The sequence below is a fragment of the Kordiimonas sp. genome, from assembly GCF_965216265.1.
Lineage (GTDB): Bacteria > Pseudomonadota > Alphaproteobacteria > Sphingomonadales > Kordiimonadaceae > Kordiimonas.
In genome coordinates this window covers 3,633,814-3,651,349 of sequence record NZ_OZ244153.1, presented here as the reverse complement: position 1 = coordinate 3,651,349, position 17,536 = coordinate 3,633,814, and the positions used below count along the sequence as shown (strand labels likewise).

Annotated in this window: 19 protein-coding genes; 1 reads left to right on the top strand and 18 read right to left on the bottom strand. The window is 55.2% G+C overall.

Features of this window, described 5'->3' with window-relative positions; all coding sequences use genetic code 11:
* Positions 1 to 77: 77 nt before the first annotated feature.
* The 16 genes from ACOOGA_RS16815 to ACOOGA_RS16740 all read right to left on the bottom strand — a co-directional run bounded on the left by ACOOGA_RS16815 (position 78) and on the right by ACOOGA_RS16740 (position 14,040).
* Positions 78 to 692, bottom strand: a complete 615-nt coding sequence (locus tag ACOOGA_RS16815; RefSeq protein WP_417462068.1) for a DUF2306 domain-containing protein — start codon at positions 690 to 692, stop codon at positions 78 to 80.
* A 143-nt stretch (positions 693 to 835) separates the two neighbouring features.
* Positions 836 to 2,011, bottom strand: coding sequence for an acetylornithine deacetylase (gene argE, locus ACOOGA_RS16810; protein WP_417462069.1), 1,176 nt, complete (start codon positions 2,009 to 2,011; stop codon positions 836 to 838).
* Positions 2,008 to 3,993: an acetyl-CoA carboxylase biotin carboxylase subunit gene (gene accC / locus ACOOGA_RS16805; protein ID WP_417462070.1), complete on the bottom strand. Its 1,986-nt coding sequence runs from the start codon at positions 3,991 to 3,993 to the stop codon at positions 2,008 to 2,010. Before accC ends, argE begins: the two co-directional genes overlap by 4 nt.
* Before the next feature lie 18 nt (positions 3,994 to 4,011).
* Entirely contained in the window at positions 4,012 to 4,239 is a 228-nt protein-coding gene (locus ACOOGA_RS16800; RefSeq protein ID WP_417457522.1) for a hypothetical protein, read from the bottom strand.
* 11 nt (positions 4,240 to 4,250) lie between these two features.
* Positions 4,251 to 5,783, bottom strand: coding sequence for an acyl-CoA carboxylase subunit beta (locus ACOOGA_RS16795; protein WP_417462071.1), 1,533 nt, complete (start codon positions 5,781 to 5,783; stop codon positions 4,251 to 4,253).
* 100 nt (positions 5,784 to 5,883) lie between these two features.
* Complete coding sequence (locus ACOOGA_RS16790) at positions 5,884 to 6,582, bottom strand: ATP12 family chaperone protein (RefSeq protein WP_417462072.1); 699 nt, start codon at positions 6,580 to 6,582, stop codon at positions 5,884 to 5,886.
* A 3-nt stretch (positions 6,583 to 6,585) separates the two neighbouring features.
* Complete coding sequence (locus tag ACOOGA_RS16785; RefSeq protein WP_417462073.1) at positions 6,586 to 7,047, bottom strand: hypothetical protein; 462 nt, start codon at positions 7,045 to 7,047, stop codon at positions 6,586 to 6,588.
* 36 nt (positions 7,048 to 7,083) lie between these two features.
* Positions 7,084 to 7,767: an HAD-IA family hydrolase gene (locus ACOOGA_RS16780; RefSeq protein WP_417462074.1), complete on the bottom strand. Its 684-nt coding sequence runs from the start codon at positions 7,765 to 7,767 to the stop codon at positions 7,084 to 7,086.
* Entirely contained in the window at positions 7,767 to 8,633 is an 867-nt protein-coding gene (locus tag ACOOGA_RS16775; protein ID WP_417462075.1) for a glycosyltransferase family 2 protein, read from the bottom strand. The genes ACOOGA_RS16780 and ACOOGA_RS16775 overlap by 1 nt, the downstream gene beginning before the upstream one ends.
* A 207-nt stretch (positions 8,634 to 8,840) precedes the next feature.
* A complete protein-coding gene (locus ACOOGA_RS16770; RefSeq protein ID WP_417462076.1) occupies positions 8,841 to 9,671 on the bottom strand; it encodes a glycosyltransferase family 2 protein in 831 nt (276 codons plus the stop codon).
* Positions 9,672 to 9,717: 46 nt separating this feature from the next.
* The gene (locus tag ACOOGA_RS16765) at positions 9,718 to 10,641 is read right to left on the bottom strand and encodes a Gfo/Idh/MocA family protein (protein ID WP_417462077.1); all 924 of its coding nucleotides are present in this window, start codon (positions 10,639 to 10,641) and stop codon (positions 9,718 to 9,720) included.
* On the bottom strand, positions 10,638 to 11,186 hold the full coding sequence (locus ACOOGA_RS16760) for a dTDP-4-dehydrorhamnose 3,5-epimerase family protein (protein ID WP_417462078.1): 549 nt from the start codon (positions 11,184 to 11,186) through the stop codon (positions 10,638 to 10,640). Before ACOOGA_RS16760 ends, ACOOGA_RS16765 begins: the two co-directional genes overlap by 4 nt.
* A gap of 29 nt (positions 11,187 to 11,215) precedes the next feature.
* Positions 11,216 to 12,211, bottom strand: a complete 996-nt coding sequence (locus ACOOGA_RS16755) for an RluA family pseudouridine synthase (protein WP_417462079.1) — start codon at positions 12,209 to 12,211, stop codon at positions 11,216 to 11,218.
* Positions 12,208 to 12,585, bottom strand: coding sequence for a fluoride efflux transporter CrcB (crcB, locus tag ACOOGA_RS16750; RefSeq protein ID WP_417462080.1), 378 nt, complete (start codon positions 12,583 to 12,585; stop codon positions 12,208 to 12,210). The genes ACOOGA_RS16755 and crcB overlap by 4 nt, the downstream gene beginning before the upstream one ends.
* Positions 12,586 to 12,600: 15 nt before the next feature.
* Positions 12,601 to 13,485: a hypothetical protein gene (locus ACOOGA_RS16745; RefSeq protein ID WP_417462081.1), complete on the bottom strand. Its 885-nt coding sequence runs from the start codon at positions 13,483 to 13,485 to the stop codon at positions 12,601 to 12,603.
* Positions 13,486 to 13,557: 72 nt separating this feature from the next.
* The gene (locus ACOOGA_RS16740) at positions 13,558 to 14,040 is read right to left on the bottom strand and encodes a TetR/AcrR family transcriptional regulator (RefSeq protein ID WP_420429050.1); all 483 of its coding nucleotides are present in this window, start codon (positions 14,038 to 14,040) and stop codon (positions 13,558 to 13,560) included.
* Between the two features lie 189 nt (positions 14,041 to 14,229).
* On the opposite strand from ACOOGA_RS16740, the gene ACOOGA_RS16735 reads away from it, so the two are divergent.
* Complete coding sequence (locus tag ACOOGA_RS16735; protein ID WP_417462083.1) at positions 14,230 to 14,664, top strand: YciI family protein; 435 nt, start codon at positions 14,230 to 14,232, stop codon at positions 14,662 to 14,664.
* Here the strand turns inward: ACOOGA_RS16735 and ACOOGA_RS16730 are convergent, their stop codons facing one another.
* Both ACOOGA_RS16730 and ACOOGA_RS16725 read right to left on the bottom strand, forming a co-directional pair.
* On the bottom strand, positions 14,665 to 15,993 hold the full coding sequence (locus tag ACOOGA_RS16730; protein WP_417462084.1) for a replication-associated recombination protein A: 1,329 nt from the start codon (positions 15,991 to 15,993) through the stop codon (positions 14,665 to 14,667). It lies immediately after the preceding gene.
* A gap of 25 nt (positions 15,994 to 16,018) precedes the next feature.
* A complete protein-coding gene (locus ACOOGA_RS16725; protein WP_417462085.1) occupies positions 16,019 to 17,479 on the bottom strand; it encodes a Do family serine endopeptidase in 1,461 nt (486 codons plus the stop codon).
* Between the last annotated feature and the right edge of the window lie 57 nt (positions 17,480 to 17,536).

Sequence of the window (17,536 nt, the reverse complement as noted above, 5' to 3'; positions counted from 1 at the left end):
ACACTCGCCCCCGCAAGCTCCTTCAAGGCTTAGGCTATATGTTTTGCAACCATGTGACAAAGGGTGGCGACGGGAATTTAGGCCACTTGAACAGCCACTGGTGCTTCAGCTTTACGAAGGAAAGCCTCAGCAAACAAGGCATTTGGCACCCAGCACGCCCACGCCACCAGCGCGTAGACCAACGGGAAATCAAACCCGGAGATAAGCCCGACAGGTATATAGATGCGCAGCATTACAGCCGCATAGGTCAGCGCATAACTGCGTACCATCCAGGCGCGGTGAGCGGTAAAATCACGCCTTAACGCCTTACTGAACGCAAGTGATGTTGTGACAAGCCAGCAAAGACCAAGGCCGGAGAAGCCAGCCATCGCCACCGGGCCCATGGCAGTATTCACGGCAAGGACAATACCGCACAGCCCTGACAGCAGGCAGGAAGCCACATAGATGCGCCCCATCGCGCGATGCAGTTCTGGCGCACGCGCCCTCACTTGAGTAAGAAACTGAAACGGACCAATGGCAAGAGCAAGTGCCCCAAGGCCGATATGCCCGTAAACCGCCCAAGGCCGGGCGGTCAGATGATGCGCCATCACGTCATTGGCACGAAGGAGCGATTGATCATACAGGATATAAAACGCGTATAGCGCGATGACGACGGCCAGAAATGCCATCAGGCTCCATAAAAATCGCGCCATATTCTGTCTCCTCAATCGCGCTTCGGGCGCCTGTTGTTCTTCTATACCCACACTTTTACGCCGAAGTGACGGCAGGCGGCAAGCCGCTCCGGCGCGACTGCCGCACGGCCTGTCTAAAAAAGGAGAACTTTAGTTCTAGGCGTTCAAGCGCTCAGTGCACGGGCGAGACGTTCCATGAACTTTCCGCACGCAGCCAGCTCCGCTTGCGTGATAAATTCATCGGGTTTGTGGGCTTGCGCGATATCACCGGGGCCACACACAACAGCGGGGAAATCAATGCTCTGGAAATGCCCGCCTTCAGTGCCAAACGCCACAACGGTGGTCTCATTTTTGCCTGCCAGCATCATCGCCAGCGTTTCCGCGTCTGAGCCAGGCTCTGCCTTCAGAGGCGGCAGGTAAGCCCATACCTCATTGGCCACGCCACATTCTTTCCCGCCCACGGCTTGCATGCGCGGCACAAGTGTTTCATCAATATAGCGCTGGTACTCATCCAATATGGCTTGCGCGTCAGTGCCCGGCACCGGGCGAAACTCCCAATCAAATTCGCATGCGTTGGGGATGATGTTAAACATGCTGCCACCCCGGATAGGCCCCACATTGAAAGATGTGTAAGGCGGGTCAAACGCCGCATCTTTCACGCCAGCTTCACGCTCGCGCGCGGCAAAACCGCTGATCAGCGTGATCAACTCTGCCGCAACCATCACCGCGTTCACACCGTCCTCGGGCCTGCTGGAGTGCGCCTCCCGGCCCGTGATGCGGGTGCGGGAAACATGCTGCCCCTTATGGGCTGCGGCCACCTGCATCGACGTAGGCTCCCCCACCACCACGAGGCGGGGTGCCGCGCAGTGCTCCCGCAGATAAGGCAGCATCTGCTGGATGCCAAGGCAGCCTACCTCTTCATCATAGGTGAAAGCAAAATGGATGGGCCGTGTCAGTTTGGCTGCAAGGAACAGCGGCACATAGGCAAGGCAAACGGCGATAAAGCCCTTCATGTCTGCTGTGCCGCGCCCAACGAGGCGGTCGTCTTTAGTGGTGAGGGTGAACGGATCGCTCAACCAGTCCTGATCATCAACCGGCACCACATCCGTGTGGCCGGAAAGCACAACACCGCCCTCTACATTCGGGCCGATGGTGGCAAACAGGTTGGCCTTGGAGCCATCCTCATTCACCACAAGATGCGACGCAATACCGTTTGAGGCCAGATAGGCCTCAACATGGCGGATAAGCGCCATATTGGAATTGCGGCTGGTGGTATCAAACCCCACCAGCTCACGAAGGAGCGGTTCAACCGCCTGCGCGCAATCCCCGGCTATGCTCATTCGAATTCAAGGATGATGGCATCAACGGCCAAGCTGTCACCCGCTGCGGCCTCAACAGATTTAACCACCCCGTCTTTCTCGGCCCGGAGGATGTTCTCCATCTTCATGGCTTCCACCACCGCGAGCGCCTGCCCGGCTTTCACCTCATCCCCCGCTTCAACAGCGATGGAGACAACAAGCCCCGGCATCGGGCACAGCAGAAGCTTGGACGTATCCGGCGCTTCTTTCTCTGGCATCAGGGCATGCAACTCGGCGGCGCGCTCTGTCTGCACACGAATGTCCATGGTTACACCGTCGCAGGTGAGCATCAACCCAAGCGGCCTGCGGTCAATTTCCATCGCGAAGTCTTTGTTGCCAATGCGGGCATGGAATACCGGCTGGCCCGGATGCCAGTCTGTCAGTACGGCGATATGTTTTTTGCCAATGACGATTTCAGCGTGATCTTCTACCAGCGTCACACCGGTGACCACATCCTCGCCGCCAATCGTTATCACCCACGGCTGCTCTTGCGGGCCTTTGGGTTCCGCGATCTGGCCGTCAATCTGGGTCGCGCGGGATACTTCCACCGCGTTGATGAAGCTTGCGGCCGCAATCATCGCCTCGCGCACCTCGTCACTGAGCGCACCGCCCTCAAAGCCATCCGGGTATTCTTCCGCGATGAAGCCGGTGGTCATGTCGCCTTTCTGGAAGCGCGGATGCGCCATCAGGGCCGCAAGGAACGGGATATTATGCGCGATACCGCGGATATAATATTCATCCAAAGCACGGCGCTGGGCAGCGATTGCTTCGTCCCGTGTTTTGCCCGTGGTGATCAGCTTGGCGATCATCGGGTCATAAAACATAGAGATCTCGGCGCCTTCATAAACGCCGGTATCCACGCGTACAAATTCGCTCTCTTCCGGCGGCAAATACTTTGTGAGACGCCCGATAGACGGCAGGAAACCGCGAAGCGGGTCTTCCGCATAAACACGTGTTTCCATCGACCAGCCTGTGAGCTTCACGTCATCCTGTGTGATGCTCAGTTTCTCGCCTGCGGCCACACGCAGCATCTGCTCCACAAGGTCGATGCCCGTCACCTGCTCGGTGACAGGGTGTTCCACCTGCAGCCGGGTGTTCATCTCAAGGAAATAGAAGTTCTTGTGCTTGTCGACGATAAACTCGACCGTACCAGCGGAGCAGTAGTCCACCGCCTTTGAGAGCGCCACAGCCTGCTCGCCCATCGCCTTGCGGGTAGCTTCGTCAAGAAAGGGGCTTGGTGCTTCTTCAACCACCTTCTGGTGACGGCGTTGGATTGAGCATTCCCGCTCACCTAGATAAATCACATTGCCGTGCTTGTCGCCCAGCACCTGAATTTCGATATGGCGTGGTTCCTCAACAAACTTCTCAATAAACACACGGTCATCCGCGAAGCTTGACCGAGCCTCGTTCTGGGCAGAGAGGAAACCTTCATGGGCTTCCTCGTTATTATAGGCGATGCGCATACCTTTGCCGCCACCGCCCGCGGATGCCTTCAGCATCACCGGGTAGCCGATCTCGGCCGAGATTTTCACCGCTTCATCCGCGTCCTTGATAATGCCCATATGGCCAGGGACAGTGGAAACACCTGCTTCTGCCGCCAGTTTTTTGGAGGTAATTTTATCCCCCATGGCGTTGATGGCTTTCGGGTCTGGCCCGATGAAAGCAAGGCCAGCCTTCTGCACAGCTTCCACAAAGCTCGCCCGTTCCGAGAGGAAACCATAACCCGGATGGATAGCCTCCGCACCGGTTGCCTTGGCCGCCTCGAGTATCTTGTCGGCCAGCAGATAGCTTTCCGCCGCCGCCGGTGGGCCGATATGCACAGCCTCATCCGCCATTTCCACATGCAGCGCGTCGGCATCTGCCTCAGAATATACAGCCACGGTTTTAATGCCGAATTTACGTGCGGTTTTGATAATCCGGCACGCAATCTCACCCCTGTTGGCAATCAGGATCTTCTTGAACATGAAGCGCTTCCCTTACCCTTATGATTTCTTTTTCCGCGCGCGGGCGGCAAGCCACCAGGCAATGCCCACTACCGCTGCGCCGATTGCAAAATAAAATGTACTACCCGCGGAGCTGAAAAACGCCGCCCCCATGCCAAACCCAAAAGCAGTGCCGAGCAAAAAGCCCGCAATGCCCACGGAGCGAACTTCTGCCTTTTTGGCAGTGCCCGCCATATTTTCCAGGTCTTTTGGTAATGGTCTGGCCATCAGGTTTCCCCTTAAAGCGGGATGTTGTCGTGTTTCTTCCACGGGTTCTCAAGGTGCTTGTTTGCAAGCTTTCTGAGGCCACGGATCACACGCTTACGCGTTGAATGCGGCATGATCACTTCGTCAATGAAACCGCGCTGCGCCGCCACAAACGGGTTGGCGAACAGGTCTTCATATTCGCGTGTGCGCTCGGCGATCTTCTCTGGGTCGTCCCGGTCCTTGCGGTAAAGGATTTCCACAGCACCCTTTGCACCCATCACGGCAATTTCAGCCGTTGGCCATGCGTAATTGAGGTCACCGCGCAGGTGTTTGGACGCCATCACGTCATAGGCGCCGCCGTAGGCCTTGCGGGTAATGATGGTGATTTTTGGCACGGTAGCTTCACCGTAGGCAAACAACAGCTTGGCGCCGTGTTTGATAATGCCGCCATATTCCTGTGCTGTGCCGGGCAGGAAGCCGGGCACGTCAACAAGCGTGATGATCGGGATATTGAAACAGTCACAGAAACGCACGAACCGCGCCGCTTTTTTGGAGCTGTCGATATCAAGGCAACCTGCCAGCACCATGGGCTGGTTAGCCACAATACCAACTGTCTGGCCGTCCATGCGGGCCATGCCGATGATGATATTGCCGGCGTGCCGGGGCTGAAGCTCAAAAAAGTCGCCTTCGTCCACCATCTTTTCAATCACCTCATGCATGTCATAAGGTTTGTTGGCGTTCGATGGGATAACATTATCGAGCGACATTTCAATGCGCTCAGGCTTGTCATACGTGGGGCGAACCGGTGGTTTTTCACGGTTGTTGAGCGGCAGAAAATCATAAAAACGACGGAGCTGCGCCAGCGCTTCCACGTCGTTATCAAAAGCTTTGTCTGCGACACCGGATTTGGTGGTGTGGGTGGATGCCCCGCCAAGCTCTTCCTGTGTGACCACCTCGTTTGTCACGGTTTTCACCACGTCGGGGCCGGTCACAAACATGTATGAGCTGTCCTGCACCATGAAAATAAAGTCTGTCATTGCCGGGCTATAAACCGCACCGCCCGCGCATGGCCCCATGATCATGGAAATTTGCGGTACAACGCCGGACGCCAGAACGTTTTTCTGGAACACATCGGCATAACCGCCAAGGGCTGCAACGCCTTCCTGAATACGGGCACCGCCGCTATCGTTGAGGCCGATAACCGGCGCGCCAACCTTCATGGCCATGTCCATGACCTTGATAATTTTCTGTGCGTGGGTTGCAGAGAGTGAACCGCCGAACACGGTAAAATCCTGGCTGAACACATAAACAAGGCGACCACTGATGGTGCCGGAGCCGGTGACGACACCGTCGCCCGCGAACTTGTTGTCGCTCATGCCAAAGTCGGTGCAGCGGTGCTCAACGAAGGTGTCATATTCTTCAAAGCTGCCTTCATCCAGCAGCAGGTCGATACGTTCACGCGCTGTCAGCTTGCCGCGTGCATGCTGTGCATCAATGCGGGCCTGCCCGCCGCCCAGGTGCGCTTCTTGGCGCTTCACCTCAAGGCGTTCCAGGATTTCTTTCATCGTTTCCCTTCCCTCTGACTGCGGGCCCTTTGGTTCTATAAACCTTGACCCTCACCCATAGCCAAAATCGTTCTTATCTTCTTGATGCCGTGCTTTCCAGCTATTTATTTCGCAGGTGCGAAATAAACTCAGCAGTGAAAGTCAGGTCTGCATGCTGAATAGCGCGCTTTTCCGCCACTTCGTCATCCAGGCCCCAATGTTCTTCCTGATGTGTGGCATCTAGGATGCTGGCCTGCCATACCGCTTCAAGCGGGCTGAAACCTTCCATATAGGCGAGTGCAAGCACTAGAGAGCCGAGACCGTTGGTCAAACTGTGCAGCGCGGTCAGTTCAAAAGCATCATGCGCGGCCACGCGATCTTTTAGCCGTTCAAGGGCTTTCTCCTCCTGCGCAACAGGGATAATGCCATTTGTGACACGCAGACTGGCCCCCAGTTCTGTTGCCGCCCATCCCAGATACGGGTTCCACACCCGGTCCTGCAGCGCCATAAGGTCCGCCGGTTCATTCGTGCGGTAACAAAGGAGATCCGTGCCGCCAAAAGCCGCAACCTCAGTGACCACGTCATTGTGGCGCGGCATCACGCGGTCGAGCGCCGTGCTGGCGAGGCGTGTTTGCGGCATAGTGTCTGGCTTGATTTTCTCGTCCTGCGCATCCCATTCCACCGCTACGGCATCAGCCAAAGCTTTGGTTGGCAGGACAAGAGACGCTTTCGCCGGTGTTTTCACCATACGGCCATCAAGGGTAACAACGTGGCCAGTGTCAGCCGCTTCCACGCCAACGGATTGATAGAATTTTCTCATGACCTAGCTTTTGTCTTCTTCTGATTTTTCTGATTGTTTGGTGGCCTTTTCGGCCTGCATCTGGCGGGTCACTTCCGCGAGCTTGCGTCGTGAATACCGCGCTTCCTTGCGGCGGGTGTTCATGCGTTTCTCGGCGGCACCCGTTTCAACATGGAAGCTGCCGGTGTAGCTCATACTTGATTTTTCGCCCTTGGAAGGCTTCTTGAGCATCATGTCAAAACCCAAGAGCCGGTTGCCAAGCCGCGGCACCCGGTAACAAAGCAACAGACACATGGCGATCATGATCTCAAGGCCCAGCACAATGGCGTAACCAAGCGCACCTTCGCCCCTGGGGCCCACAATCACATCTTCGCTCAGGTAGGTCAGCACAGCCGCTGCGCAAAGCACACCAGATGCCCATACGAAACCAACCCGCGGCCGGATTGCCTCCCTGTCAAGCTCGCTGCCTTGTTGTTTTTTAACCATGATCTTCCTTACCACATCTGGACCATATATCCCGCGTTATGCCGCAGCCCCAAGCACAGTCTTTACATAAGCGGGGATATCCAGAAAGCTCGAAACCACTGTTCCCGCGCCCGACGCCTTCAACTCATGTGACGGATGGTATCCCCAATCAACGCCAAGGCCGTGCGTACCAGCGTTTTTCGCCATCATCATATCAAATGTTGTATCGCCGATCATCATGGCAGCATCAGCGCTGCTACCAGCCTCTGCCACCGCCGTATGGATCATGGATGGGTGCGGTTTGGAGGGATGACTATCAGCGGTTTGCAGGGTCACAAACAGATGCCCCAAATCATGCTCTTCAAGCACACGGTTAAGGCCGCGCACGCTGTTGCCCGTTGCCACACCCAGCAGGTACCCTTCTGCATTCAACTGCTCAAGCACATCACGCGTGCCGGGGTATAAGGGGTCCGGCCCTGCCGCCTCTTCAACCCGCAGGCGGTAAAAGGCTTTTTTGTATACCTCGGCGAGGCGGTTATGCTCCGCCGATGCAATGTCAGGCAGCAGCTCAGCAATGGCTTCCACAAGGTTCAAGCCCACAATGCGGCGCACAGCAAGGTCATCCACCGGTGCCATTTCCGCAATCCGGAAGGTTTCATGCATGGCGCCAACGATCATATGCTGGCTGTCAACCAGCGTGCCGTCGCAGTCGAAGATAACGAGTTTTATAGTGTTGCTCATTAAGAAATAATATCCCAGCTGTGCTGAAGTTTCTCTTCTAGCGTTGCCATTTTTTCTAGTAGCTTCCGCTTCTCACGTGACAGCTCATGAGCCATGAATTCATAGCACCCTTGCTTAAGCACTACTTGGCGCAACGCATCATCTTCAATTTCTTTCATACCACCCGCAGCGCTTATCTTTTCAAGCCATACTTTGGACTCGGCAGCCCTTTTTTCAATCGACATGTGTCCCCGGCCAGGTGAATCCAGATGGACGGTTGTCAACTTCGGAATGCTCAAAAATCGGAGGCCAGGCGCTTTGAACCATTGTCGCCACATATGAAGGTCCGCCCAGCTTTCCGGGGGAGGCGCAACAGACCATCCCAGCGGCAGCCGCTTGTAAGCCTCCTTGGTGTGCCCCACGCAGGTTGGGCCGAAAAAATTATAGTGCTTATCAAGCAAAACCTCCCGGCAAAAAGTACTGCTAATATCACCGGGAAAGATTTCCAACTTGCCTGTAGGGTATACACAGCCATGCAAGGTATGGCAGAAATCACTCTGTTCTAGTCCTTCTGTCAAAACAGCAAGATGGCTCTCGTGCCAGAGGTCGTCATCACTGAGGTAAGCGATATATTTTCCGTCAGCTGCCAAAACGGCCTTATGGCGGTTCAGCTCACCCTTGTGTTCACCTTTGGGGTTATCGAGAAATCGTATCCTGCTGTCCTGTTCGCAGAATTCAGCCATAATTTCCCGCGTGCGATCTGGCACACCATCACCCGAAACGATGATCTCAAAGTCCTGCACGCTCTGACGCTGTGCGCTTTTGAGTGCCCAAACAATGGTGTCGCAGTGATTATAAGTTGGAATAATTACAGAAAACAAAGGCACCTATCGCTCCTCTACAAGCGATGCAAATCCCAAACATTCGTCGCAACGGCAGGGGTTTGATCACTGATTTTATTGCAGCAGTTCATTGCTGTTACATGCAGTATGCCAAACAAGCAGTTCAAATCCCCATAGTGTCATAGCGCACTTGTACAACCGCGCGCCTCTGAACCACATCCGACGGAGGTATTTCGTTGGATTTCATGCCACTTATATACTTTGTCCTGTCAGTTTCACGAGCTTTTCATACAACGCCCGAAAATGATACATTCCAGCTTTGTAGCACCCATGGTCCAGCGTGACCTGTCGCAGTGCTTCCATCTCCAATTTCGCGAAATGGTCATCGTCACGGATAATACCGAGCCAGTATTTGGACTCTTCAGCACGCTCTGCAATCGACATATCCTCCCTACCCGGCGAATCGATATGAATGCTGGTCACAAATGGAAGAGACTTGAACCTCAAATGTTCCTGTGAAAGCCATTTGCGCCACATGAAAAGATCTGACCAGATACCTTTAGGCGTGGGACCCCACTGTTCAGCCAGAGAAAGATAGCTACTCTTACGGTACCCGGCAGTTGTAAAACCGATAAAATTGAACTTCATATTGAGCAGAACACTTTTGCCGAGCTGTGAAGCAATATTTCCTGGCTGTATCACTAAGCCTCGTCGCGGCAAAACGACGCTCGACAGCGTGTTACAAAAATCAGCGTCCTCTAGGCCTGTAGCCAATACCTCAAGGTGCCGCTTTTGCCATACATCATCGTCCCCCAGGCCCGCGATATACTCCGCCTTCGAGGCCATCACGGCTGCATGGCGCTGCGTCTCGCCTTTACCCGCATCCTTGGGGTTGTCCAAAAATCGTATCCGCGTATCTTCCGCGCATAGCTTGGTCATAATGTCGCGAGTGCGGTCAGGCACTCCATCGCCCGCAACTATAATCTCAAAGTCCTGAACCGTTTGCTCCTGAACACTTTTGATGGCCCACAGGATGGTGTCGCAGTGGTTATAGGTGGGAATTATAACGGAAAACAAAGGCATCGGGATATTATCCTTATCGCGTATCAACCTGCCAGTGTAACAGGGTTCAGCCTTCTGTATCGAACGCGAGCCGACGCATCTCCGTCAGGCATTGCATCATGGTCATTTCATCCTCAACCAAAGATCCAACTGCTGCCCCCGTCTCCACATGCGCAATAAACGCTTTAATTTCCCTTAGTAGCGGAAACTCGGTCGAAATCGGTATTGACGTTATCTCGTCGGACGGTTTGCCCTCTTTCAAAGCCCTAACCTCAAGCTGGTCTGAAAGCGGATCAGGCAAACTCACCACTGCTTGATCAAAATAAGCAATGACATGTCGCTGTGTTTCGGGGAAAATATCGGAAATACTGAGTGTTACGCTAGGTTCGGGCCCAAGAAAAGCGGTGAGCTCATGTATATCATTACCACGTATCTGGGCTTGTACAGCCTTCACATCTGGTAGATCATCAATGATATGGTAGGCGATTGAAACATCGTGCGGCATCAATATCCAGAAGGCATCGACATCATCGTGAGGCTGCTTCCACTGCACACGATTGGTCGTCAGGCGGTGCAGCTTGCCATAGGTTCCCTCTTGGTTAAGAGTGCGGAGCATCTGGATGCCGGGATGATAGCGCCATTTGTGCATCACAAAAACCCGCTCGCCCATCAGAGCCTGTATCTCAAGCGCATGCACGCGATCCGGCACCATTGGCTTTTCAATAAAAATGGGTTTACCGGTAGGCGCAAGCCGCTTCAGCATGTCAAAATGGCGGTCCGTTTGAACAGCCACTACATACCCGTCCAAAGCATCAGGAAACTCTGTGTATTCAGCAAACGCCGCCTTTGCCCCTATATCAAGTGCATAGATGCGGCCACTTTCTCCGTGCTCGGCAACATAAACGTCGCAGCCACATACCAATAAGTCTCGCAGTATATTTCGCCCCCAGCGCCCGCAGCCAATCAGCCCTATTTTAGTTTTACCCGTCATGCTGTCACTCCGTTACGCGCCAAATAGTCGTCAAAGGCTTGCTGCATTTCCTCAAGCGTTCCTGCCTTCTGGTCGCGCGTTGACAACAGACGTTCTTCGCCAGGCCACTCTATCCCAAGCGCAGGGTCATCTGGGTGGCAGCCCAATTCATCTTCCATCGAGAAGTAAGACGACAGGCCATAAAGCGTTATGCTTGGCTTGGTAAAATAAAAACCGTGCGCAACGCCCACGGGGACATGCGCAGCCTGATTTACCTCAGGCGCCAGCCTTACGAGACAAGACTGCTTAAAAGTGCTGGAGGACCGCCGCATATCATAGAGCGCCAGCCACATTTCACCTTCAACAACATAAAGATAGTCAAGCCGTGTGGTGTGGACATGCACACCCCGCAAAGTTCCAGCGTTTGAATGCACCACGTTCCATTGCACGCGTTCGTCGCCGTCTGTCCATTCTCTGCGATAGACTTCCATCACCGTACCACGCTCGTCACCGTGCGCGACAAGCGGCAATAGTCGGCAGCCTTCAGGTAACTTAACATCACTCACTTATGTGTCCCCCAGTAAAACTATACGTGTTATTCACCATCGATCAGCGGGTCTTCATATTCAGATATATCAAAACCGAGCATTTCAAAACTCGCAGCCATATGGGCCGACAGCGGCGCTGATACTGTCATTCGGCCACCAGACGGATGCGGGAAGCTCACAGACTGGCTGTGCAGGTGCAGCTTTTTCGAGATTGAGCCTGATAGAAAGGCTTCAGCCCCACCATATTTTCCGTCTCCCACAATCGGGTGGCCCATTTCAGCACAGTGCAGGCGCAACTGGTGGGTGCGGCCTGTGTGCGGCTTCAACGCAAACCACGCAGCCTCAGCACTGGCATTGTCCACTACCACATAATCCGTGAGCGAGTGTTGGCCGTCAGACGACACCACCATGCGCTCGTTCCCCTTGATAGGAGCTTTACTCATTTTCAGGATGATACGGCCATCACGCTGTTTGGGGCAACCAATCACCAGCGCCCAGTAACGTTTATCCGTCTCTTTGGTCTTGAAAGCATTCGCCAACGCCGCAGCAGCGTTTGGTGTACGGCCAAGCAGCAGCACGCCAGAAGTGTCCTTATCCAGCCGGTGCACAAGGCGCGGCCGGTGGTGGCTGCCAAACCGCAGCGCATCCAACATGCCGTCCAGATGTTTGGTTTGACCCGTACCGCCCTGCGTTGGCAGGCCTGCAGGTTTGTTGATCGCAATCACGTCATCATCGCGGTACAGCACCCAGGACTGCACTTCCTTGATTTCCGCGTCGCTCATAAGACGCTTCGGCTCCCGCTTGGGTGCCGTATAGTCAGCGTCCGCAGCATCAGCGTCATCAATCGGTGGCACGCGGATCATCTGGCCGGGCTCAATACGTTCGTCACCCTTCACGCGTTTGCCATCCAGTCGCACTTCACCTTTGCGCATCATCTTCTGCATGCGGCCAAAGCTCAGGCCGGGATAATGCCGCTTGAACCAGCGATCAATGCGAATACCCGCGTCATCTTTGTGAACAGGAACTGTTTTTACACCACTCATATCATCACCCGTCCGAGCCAAATGCCTATAAAAAGTGCCGCCAAACCCAGCAGCATGGAACCGAAAGCATACGTAGCAGCGCCCGTCCAATCTCCGCGCTCGATCAGCAAAGCCATCTCAAGCGAATAGGTGGAGAAAGTGGTAAAGCTGCCGAGAAGGCCAACGGTAAGAAAACCGCGAAGTTCCTGACTGGTTTCAAACTTGAGGGCAAATGCCGTAATCAGGAACCCCATAAACAAGCTTCCTGCCACATTGACCACAAAAGTGCCATAAGGAAAGCTTGAGCCAAGGGCGCGAAATACATAGCCCGCCACAAAATGACGGCTTAATGCCCCTATGGCTCCCCCCGCAGCTATCGCCACCAGCATCTGCATTGCTTCAACGGTCCTTTATTGTTCAATACCGAATATCCAGCCTTCGGTGCGGCGCACCTTAGCCGAGAGCGACAGCGGATTCCAGTATTTGCGCTCCCCGGCGATTAACCGCAGCGCAGCGGCAGTCACACATGCGTCAGCAACATGATCGTTAAAGTCAAGCCCCAGGCGCGGCAAACGCGAAGTCTGCAAATTCAGCAGTATGGATTTCAGCGTGTGGACATCGCGAATTTTTCCCCGATGGCCACCCATAGCCGCAAAAAGCGCGGCGTAGATTTCCACAATCACAACGGAGGCTTCGGTGCAGTCGTCAAAAGGCCAGATCGCGATGTGGGAGTGGGCTTTGATATGGTGCAACATCGCCATGGTGGACAAGCCTGAAAGCCCCACCTGGCTTGGCCCCACCAGATGAAACACACTTTCACAAGGGCCCGCCCCTGTTGCCACAGCGAGGTCCTCCGCCGTACGCATACGCCGTCGGTAACGAGCACCGCGTTCAGCACCTCGCAGATAGTGGGAACGATTCCACTCAACAAAAGCACCAGCGTAAAAGTCTTCTGCCTCTGGCGCGTGGTCTGCTACCGCGCGCCACAGCGCCGCCACATCATCGCCGCACCTTGAACCATCATTTCCTGCCGGGAAATAAGACCCCTCATCGATAAAAGGCATACCGAAGGACGAATCGATGCCCACGAGCACCCGCTCCCCTACCCGCCGCCCCATACCGGTTGTGAGCCAGAATGCAAGTTCAACACGGCTCCAGCGGCGCGCGCCGGATGGCGGCATTATACGCACAGGCGCGCCTTGCCCCACCTCACAGCGAGCAACAGCCAAGCCGCTGTGGCGCCTACCCTTAGCGCCTGTCCAGTCGATCCCGATAAACTGAGTGAAACCTTGCATGCCGCGCCTAACTGAACTGCCAAGGTGTCATTGTCTGGCGTTATCAGCATCCGTCAAGCAAAGCATGTAAAGTTAGGTCCCTGCCGCCTTCAAATCAGCCGACAGGCGCCGCAGCAAGGCTGTTGGCCCCGCTGAAAAATCACCAATGGCATTGGGCGCGCGCGCCTGCGCCACCACATGAAGCGCATGATATAATCTGGCGAGGCTCACCGCATCATCATGCCCCAAATCATAAGCATCATCCAGAAGCGAGGCGAGGAAGGCTTCACGGCGATCATCTGCCCCGCGCACAACCGCCAAAATGGCGGCATGGCTTACCGCCAGCGCCCTGACCCCGGCCTCGAGGTCATAATCGATAACGTTTGTAAGCCGCACTAGTGTTTCGAGGCGCGCTTCCGGCGTCGTGTCAGCGGCCACGTTTGCGGCAATATCGTCCGTCTGTGTTTTTCGCCAAGCGTCTGCAAGCGCAAGCAGAAAGCCGTCAATTGTGCCGAAGTGATGATAGAAGGAGCCCTTGGTGCGCTTTGCTGCGGCGCAAAGCCCCTCAACGGTCATCGCTGGTGGGCCATATTTTCGCAATATATCGGCCCCAAATTGAAGCCAATCCTCCTTTGCCCACCTTGAATTCTTCGCCGCCACACCATCATCTCACTTCATTTCATTGAAACATACCATACCGTATGGTATGTACGATTCGAAATCAAGACAACACCGCGCTCTCATTCATAAAGAAGGTGCATTTCAATGAAGATACTTACTGCAATTGCTCTCCTCGGCATCGCCTTTGTTGGAACAAGTGCTACCTCCAGCGACAAGATGGAAACCATGGCAACAGAAACAGCAACGACCCAAGAGGACACCAACACAGTATATGCGGCGATCTATCGTCCCGGTCCCGCATGGCTCAAGGGCAAAAGCATGGCAGAGCAAAACCTTCGCCCACATGGGCTTTACATCAAACAGCTGCGGGACACCGGCGTGTTGGTTGCGGGCGGTCCACTCATTGAAAACGATGGCGGCCTTGCTGTCTTTCGGGTTGCATCACTTGAAGACGCACGTGCGATTTTGGCATCCGACCCCGCTATCAATAGCGGTATCTTTGAAGCTGACGTCCAGTCGTGGATGATTGCCTTTGCTGAGCGCGCCTTCCCTGTGAAAGCGCTTTATCCGCAGGAATAGCTATTCGGCCTTATTGGCTGATATCTTCTGGGCATACTCGCGGCGGATACGGGCGAAATAGTCAAGGCGCTTCTGGATATCGCGCTCAAAACCGCGGGCAACCGGCTTGTAGAAGCCTTGCCGGTCCATCTCCTCAGGGAAATAATCCTGCCCTGAGATACCGCCTTCCGCGTCATGGTCATAGGCATAACCGTCCCCATACCCCAGGTTTTTCATCATTTTAGTGGGGGCGTTCAGGATATGAGCGGGCGGCATCAGGCTACCAGTCGCCTTGGCGCTGCGTTTTGCGGCTTTCTCGGCCACATAAGCGGCGTTCGACTTGGGCGCTGTGGCCAAATAAATCACCGCCTGTGCGATTTGCAGTTCACCTTCGGGGCTGCCCAAAAATTCATAAGTGTCTTTCGCGGCCAGAGCTTGATGAATAGCTTCGGGGTCAGCCATGCCGATATCTTCGCTTGCGAAACGAACAAGACGGCGGATCACATACATCGGGTCTTCGCCCGCTGTCAGCATGCGCGCCGCCCAGTAAAGCGCCGCGTCAGCGTCTGAACCGCGCAGCGACTTATGGAGCGCCGAGATTAGATTATAATGGCCGTCCCGGTCCTTGTCATACGAAGGTGCCCGCTTCTGCAACAGCTGCGCGAGCGCTGCGGCATCAAGGGTTTCATCGCCCGCAAGATCATAAAGCGTTTCAATGCAGTTGAGCAGGAAACGCCCGTCCCCATCCGCCATTGCCTTGAGGGCTGTGCGGGCATCATCTGCCAGCGGCAGTTTTTTGCCGGTTTCAGCCTCGGCGCGAGCCATAAGTTCTTCAAGTGCTGCGTCGTCATGCCGGTTCAACACCAGCACCTGCATCCGCGACAAGAGCGCGCTGTTGATCTCGAACGACGGGTTTTCGGTGGTTGCACCGATCAGGGTGATCGTGCCGTTCTCCACATAAGGCAGAAAGCCGTCCTGCTGCGAACGGTTGAAGCGGTGGATCTCATCCACAAACAGGAGCGTTCCGCGCCCGCTCATGCGGCGGGCTTTAGCTGCCTCAAACACTTTTTTAAGGTCAGCAACGCCTGAAAAAATAGCCGATATCTGCTCGAAAGCCAGGTCACCGTGCCCAGCCAGCAGACGCGCAATTGTGGTTTTTCCCGTGCCCGGTGGCCCCCAAAGGATAAGCGATGTGATGCGCCCAAGCTGGGCCATGCGCCCCAGGGCACCATTCGGCCCAAGCAGGTGATCTTGCCCAACAACTTCTTCCAGCGACTTGGGGCGCAGACGATCCGCGAGCGGACGCGGGGCCTCGTCCTCAAGCCCCGCATTTTCAAACAGATTGCTCACGGCTCAGACCCTTTCGCCAAGCCGCTTACTGACGACACCGGAAAGACCGGTTCGGGATGATCATACATTCCTGAGCCTGTCCACGGCGCCGGATCTGGTAGACGTAGCGCTCTGCATCTTCCGCGAGCGCGGCATCAATATCTGCCACATACTCAATCCGGGTGCCATTGATACCAAGAAGGATATCGCCGGGGCTGAGGAACTGATAACGGCCCGCAGGGGTGCGGCGGTCAACTTCAAGCACAATCACGCCCTTGAGGAACGGATCAACCTGCAGCTCATCATTGAAACGCGGCGACAGGTTGGCCACTTTCACACCCTGGAAGGGGTGTCTGCCATCCAGCACCGTGATGTTGCGCTTCGGGTCTTCCGGCGGCAACGCGAGCGTTACGGTACGTTCCTGAATGAAACCGTCGCTCAGTACGGCAAGCGTGACTTCTGCGCCCGGCTCCATTGTTGCGATACGGAAGTTGAGGCCCGGCTCGTCAATCACCTCTTTGCCGCCCACGGCCATAATCACATCACCCGCGCGCAGCTCGGCGAGTGATGCTGGGCTGCCTGCAAACACATTATCAATGAGCACACCGCCCGCGCGGTCAAGCCCAAGGCTGGATGCAAGGTCACCTGTTACCGACTGGCCGTTCACTCCAAGCCAGGGCCGTACAAGTTGCCCCTCGTTCAATGCCGCACGCAGCACCGACTTCACCATATTGGCAGGCACGGCAAAGCCGATGCCATTAGACGCCCCCGTACGGCTGTAGATGGCGGTGTTGATGCCAAGAAGGTCACCGTTCATGCCAACAAGCGCACCGCCTGAGTTGCCGGGGTTTACGGCAGCGTCGGTCTGTATGAAGAAGCCAAAATCTGAAATGCCCTGCTGTGTGCGTGCTGTCGCAGATACAATACCGCCGGTGACGGTTTGGCCAATACCAAACGGGTTACCAATCGCGAGCACGATATCACCCACAAGCACATTGTCTGAATCAGCGATCGCAAGGCTCGCGAGCTGCTCATCCCCCACATCGATCCGCAGAATAGCGAGGTCAGTGCGCGGGTCATCCAGCACAATGGTAGCTTCATATTCGCGGCGGTCAGCCAGCACGACCTGAATTTCGTCTGCACCCTCAATCACATGGTGGTTGGTCACGATCACGCCGTTAGGCCGCACAATCACGCCCGACCCCAATGAGCCGCGCACGCGCTCCTCTGGCATACCAAAGCTGAACTGGTCACCAAAAAAACGCTGGAACAGCGGATCATCAAACAGTGCCGAGCGGCGCGAGCGCACAACCTTTTTGGTATAGATGTTCACCACAGCAGGGGCGGCACGCGATACGAGCGGCGCGTAGGAAAGTTGTATTTGCGTGTTTGACTGCGGCACCGCGCGCTCAACATCATAGTCTTGCGCTGCCACACCCTTCATAGGCAAGAGCGCACCAAGAGCAAAAGTCATCGCGATCGATAGTTGTTTCACGGTCCGTAGCATCGGTACTGCATTCCTTTGTATTCTGGATAATAGGTTGCCAGTTTTCATATGCCCGTT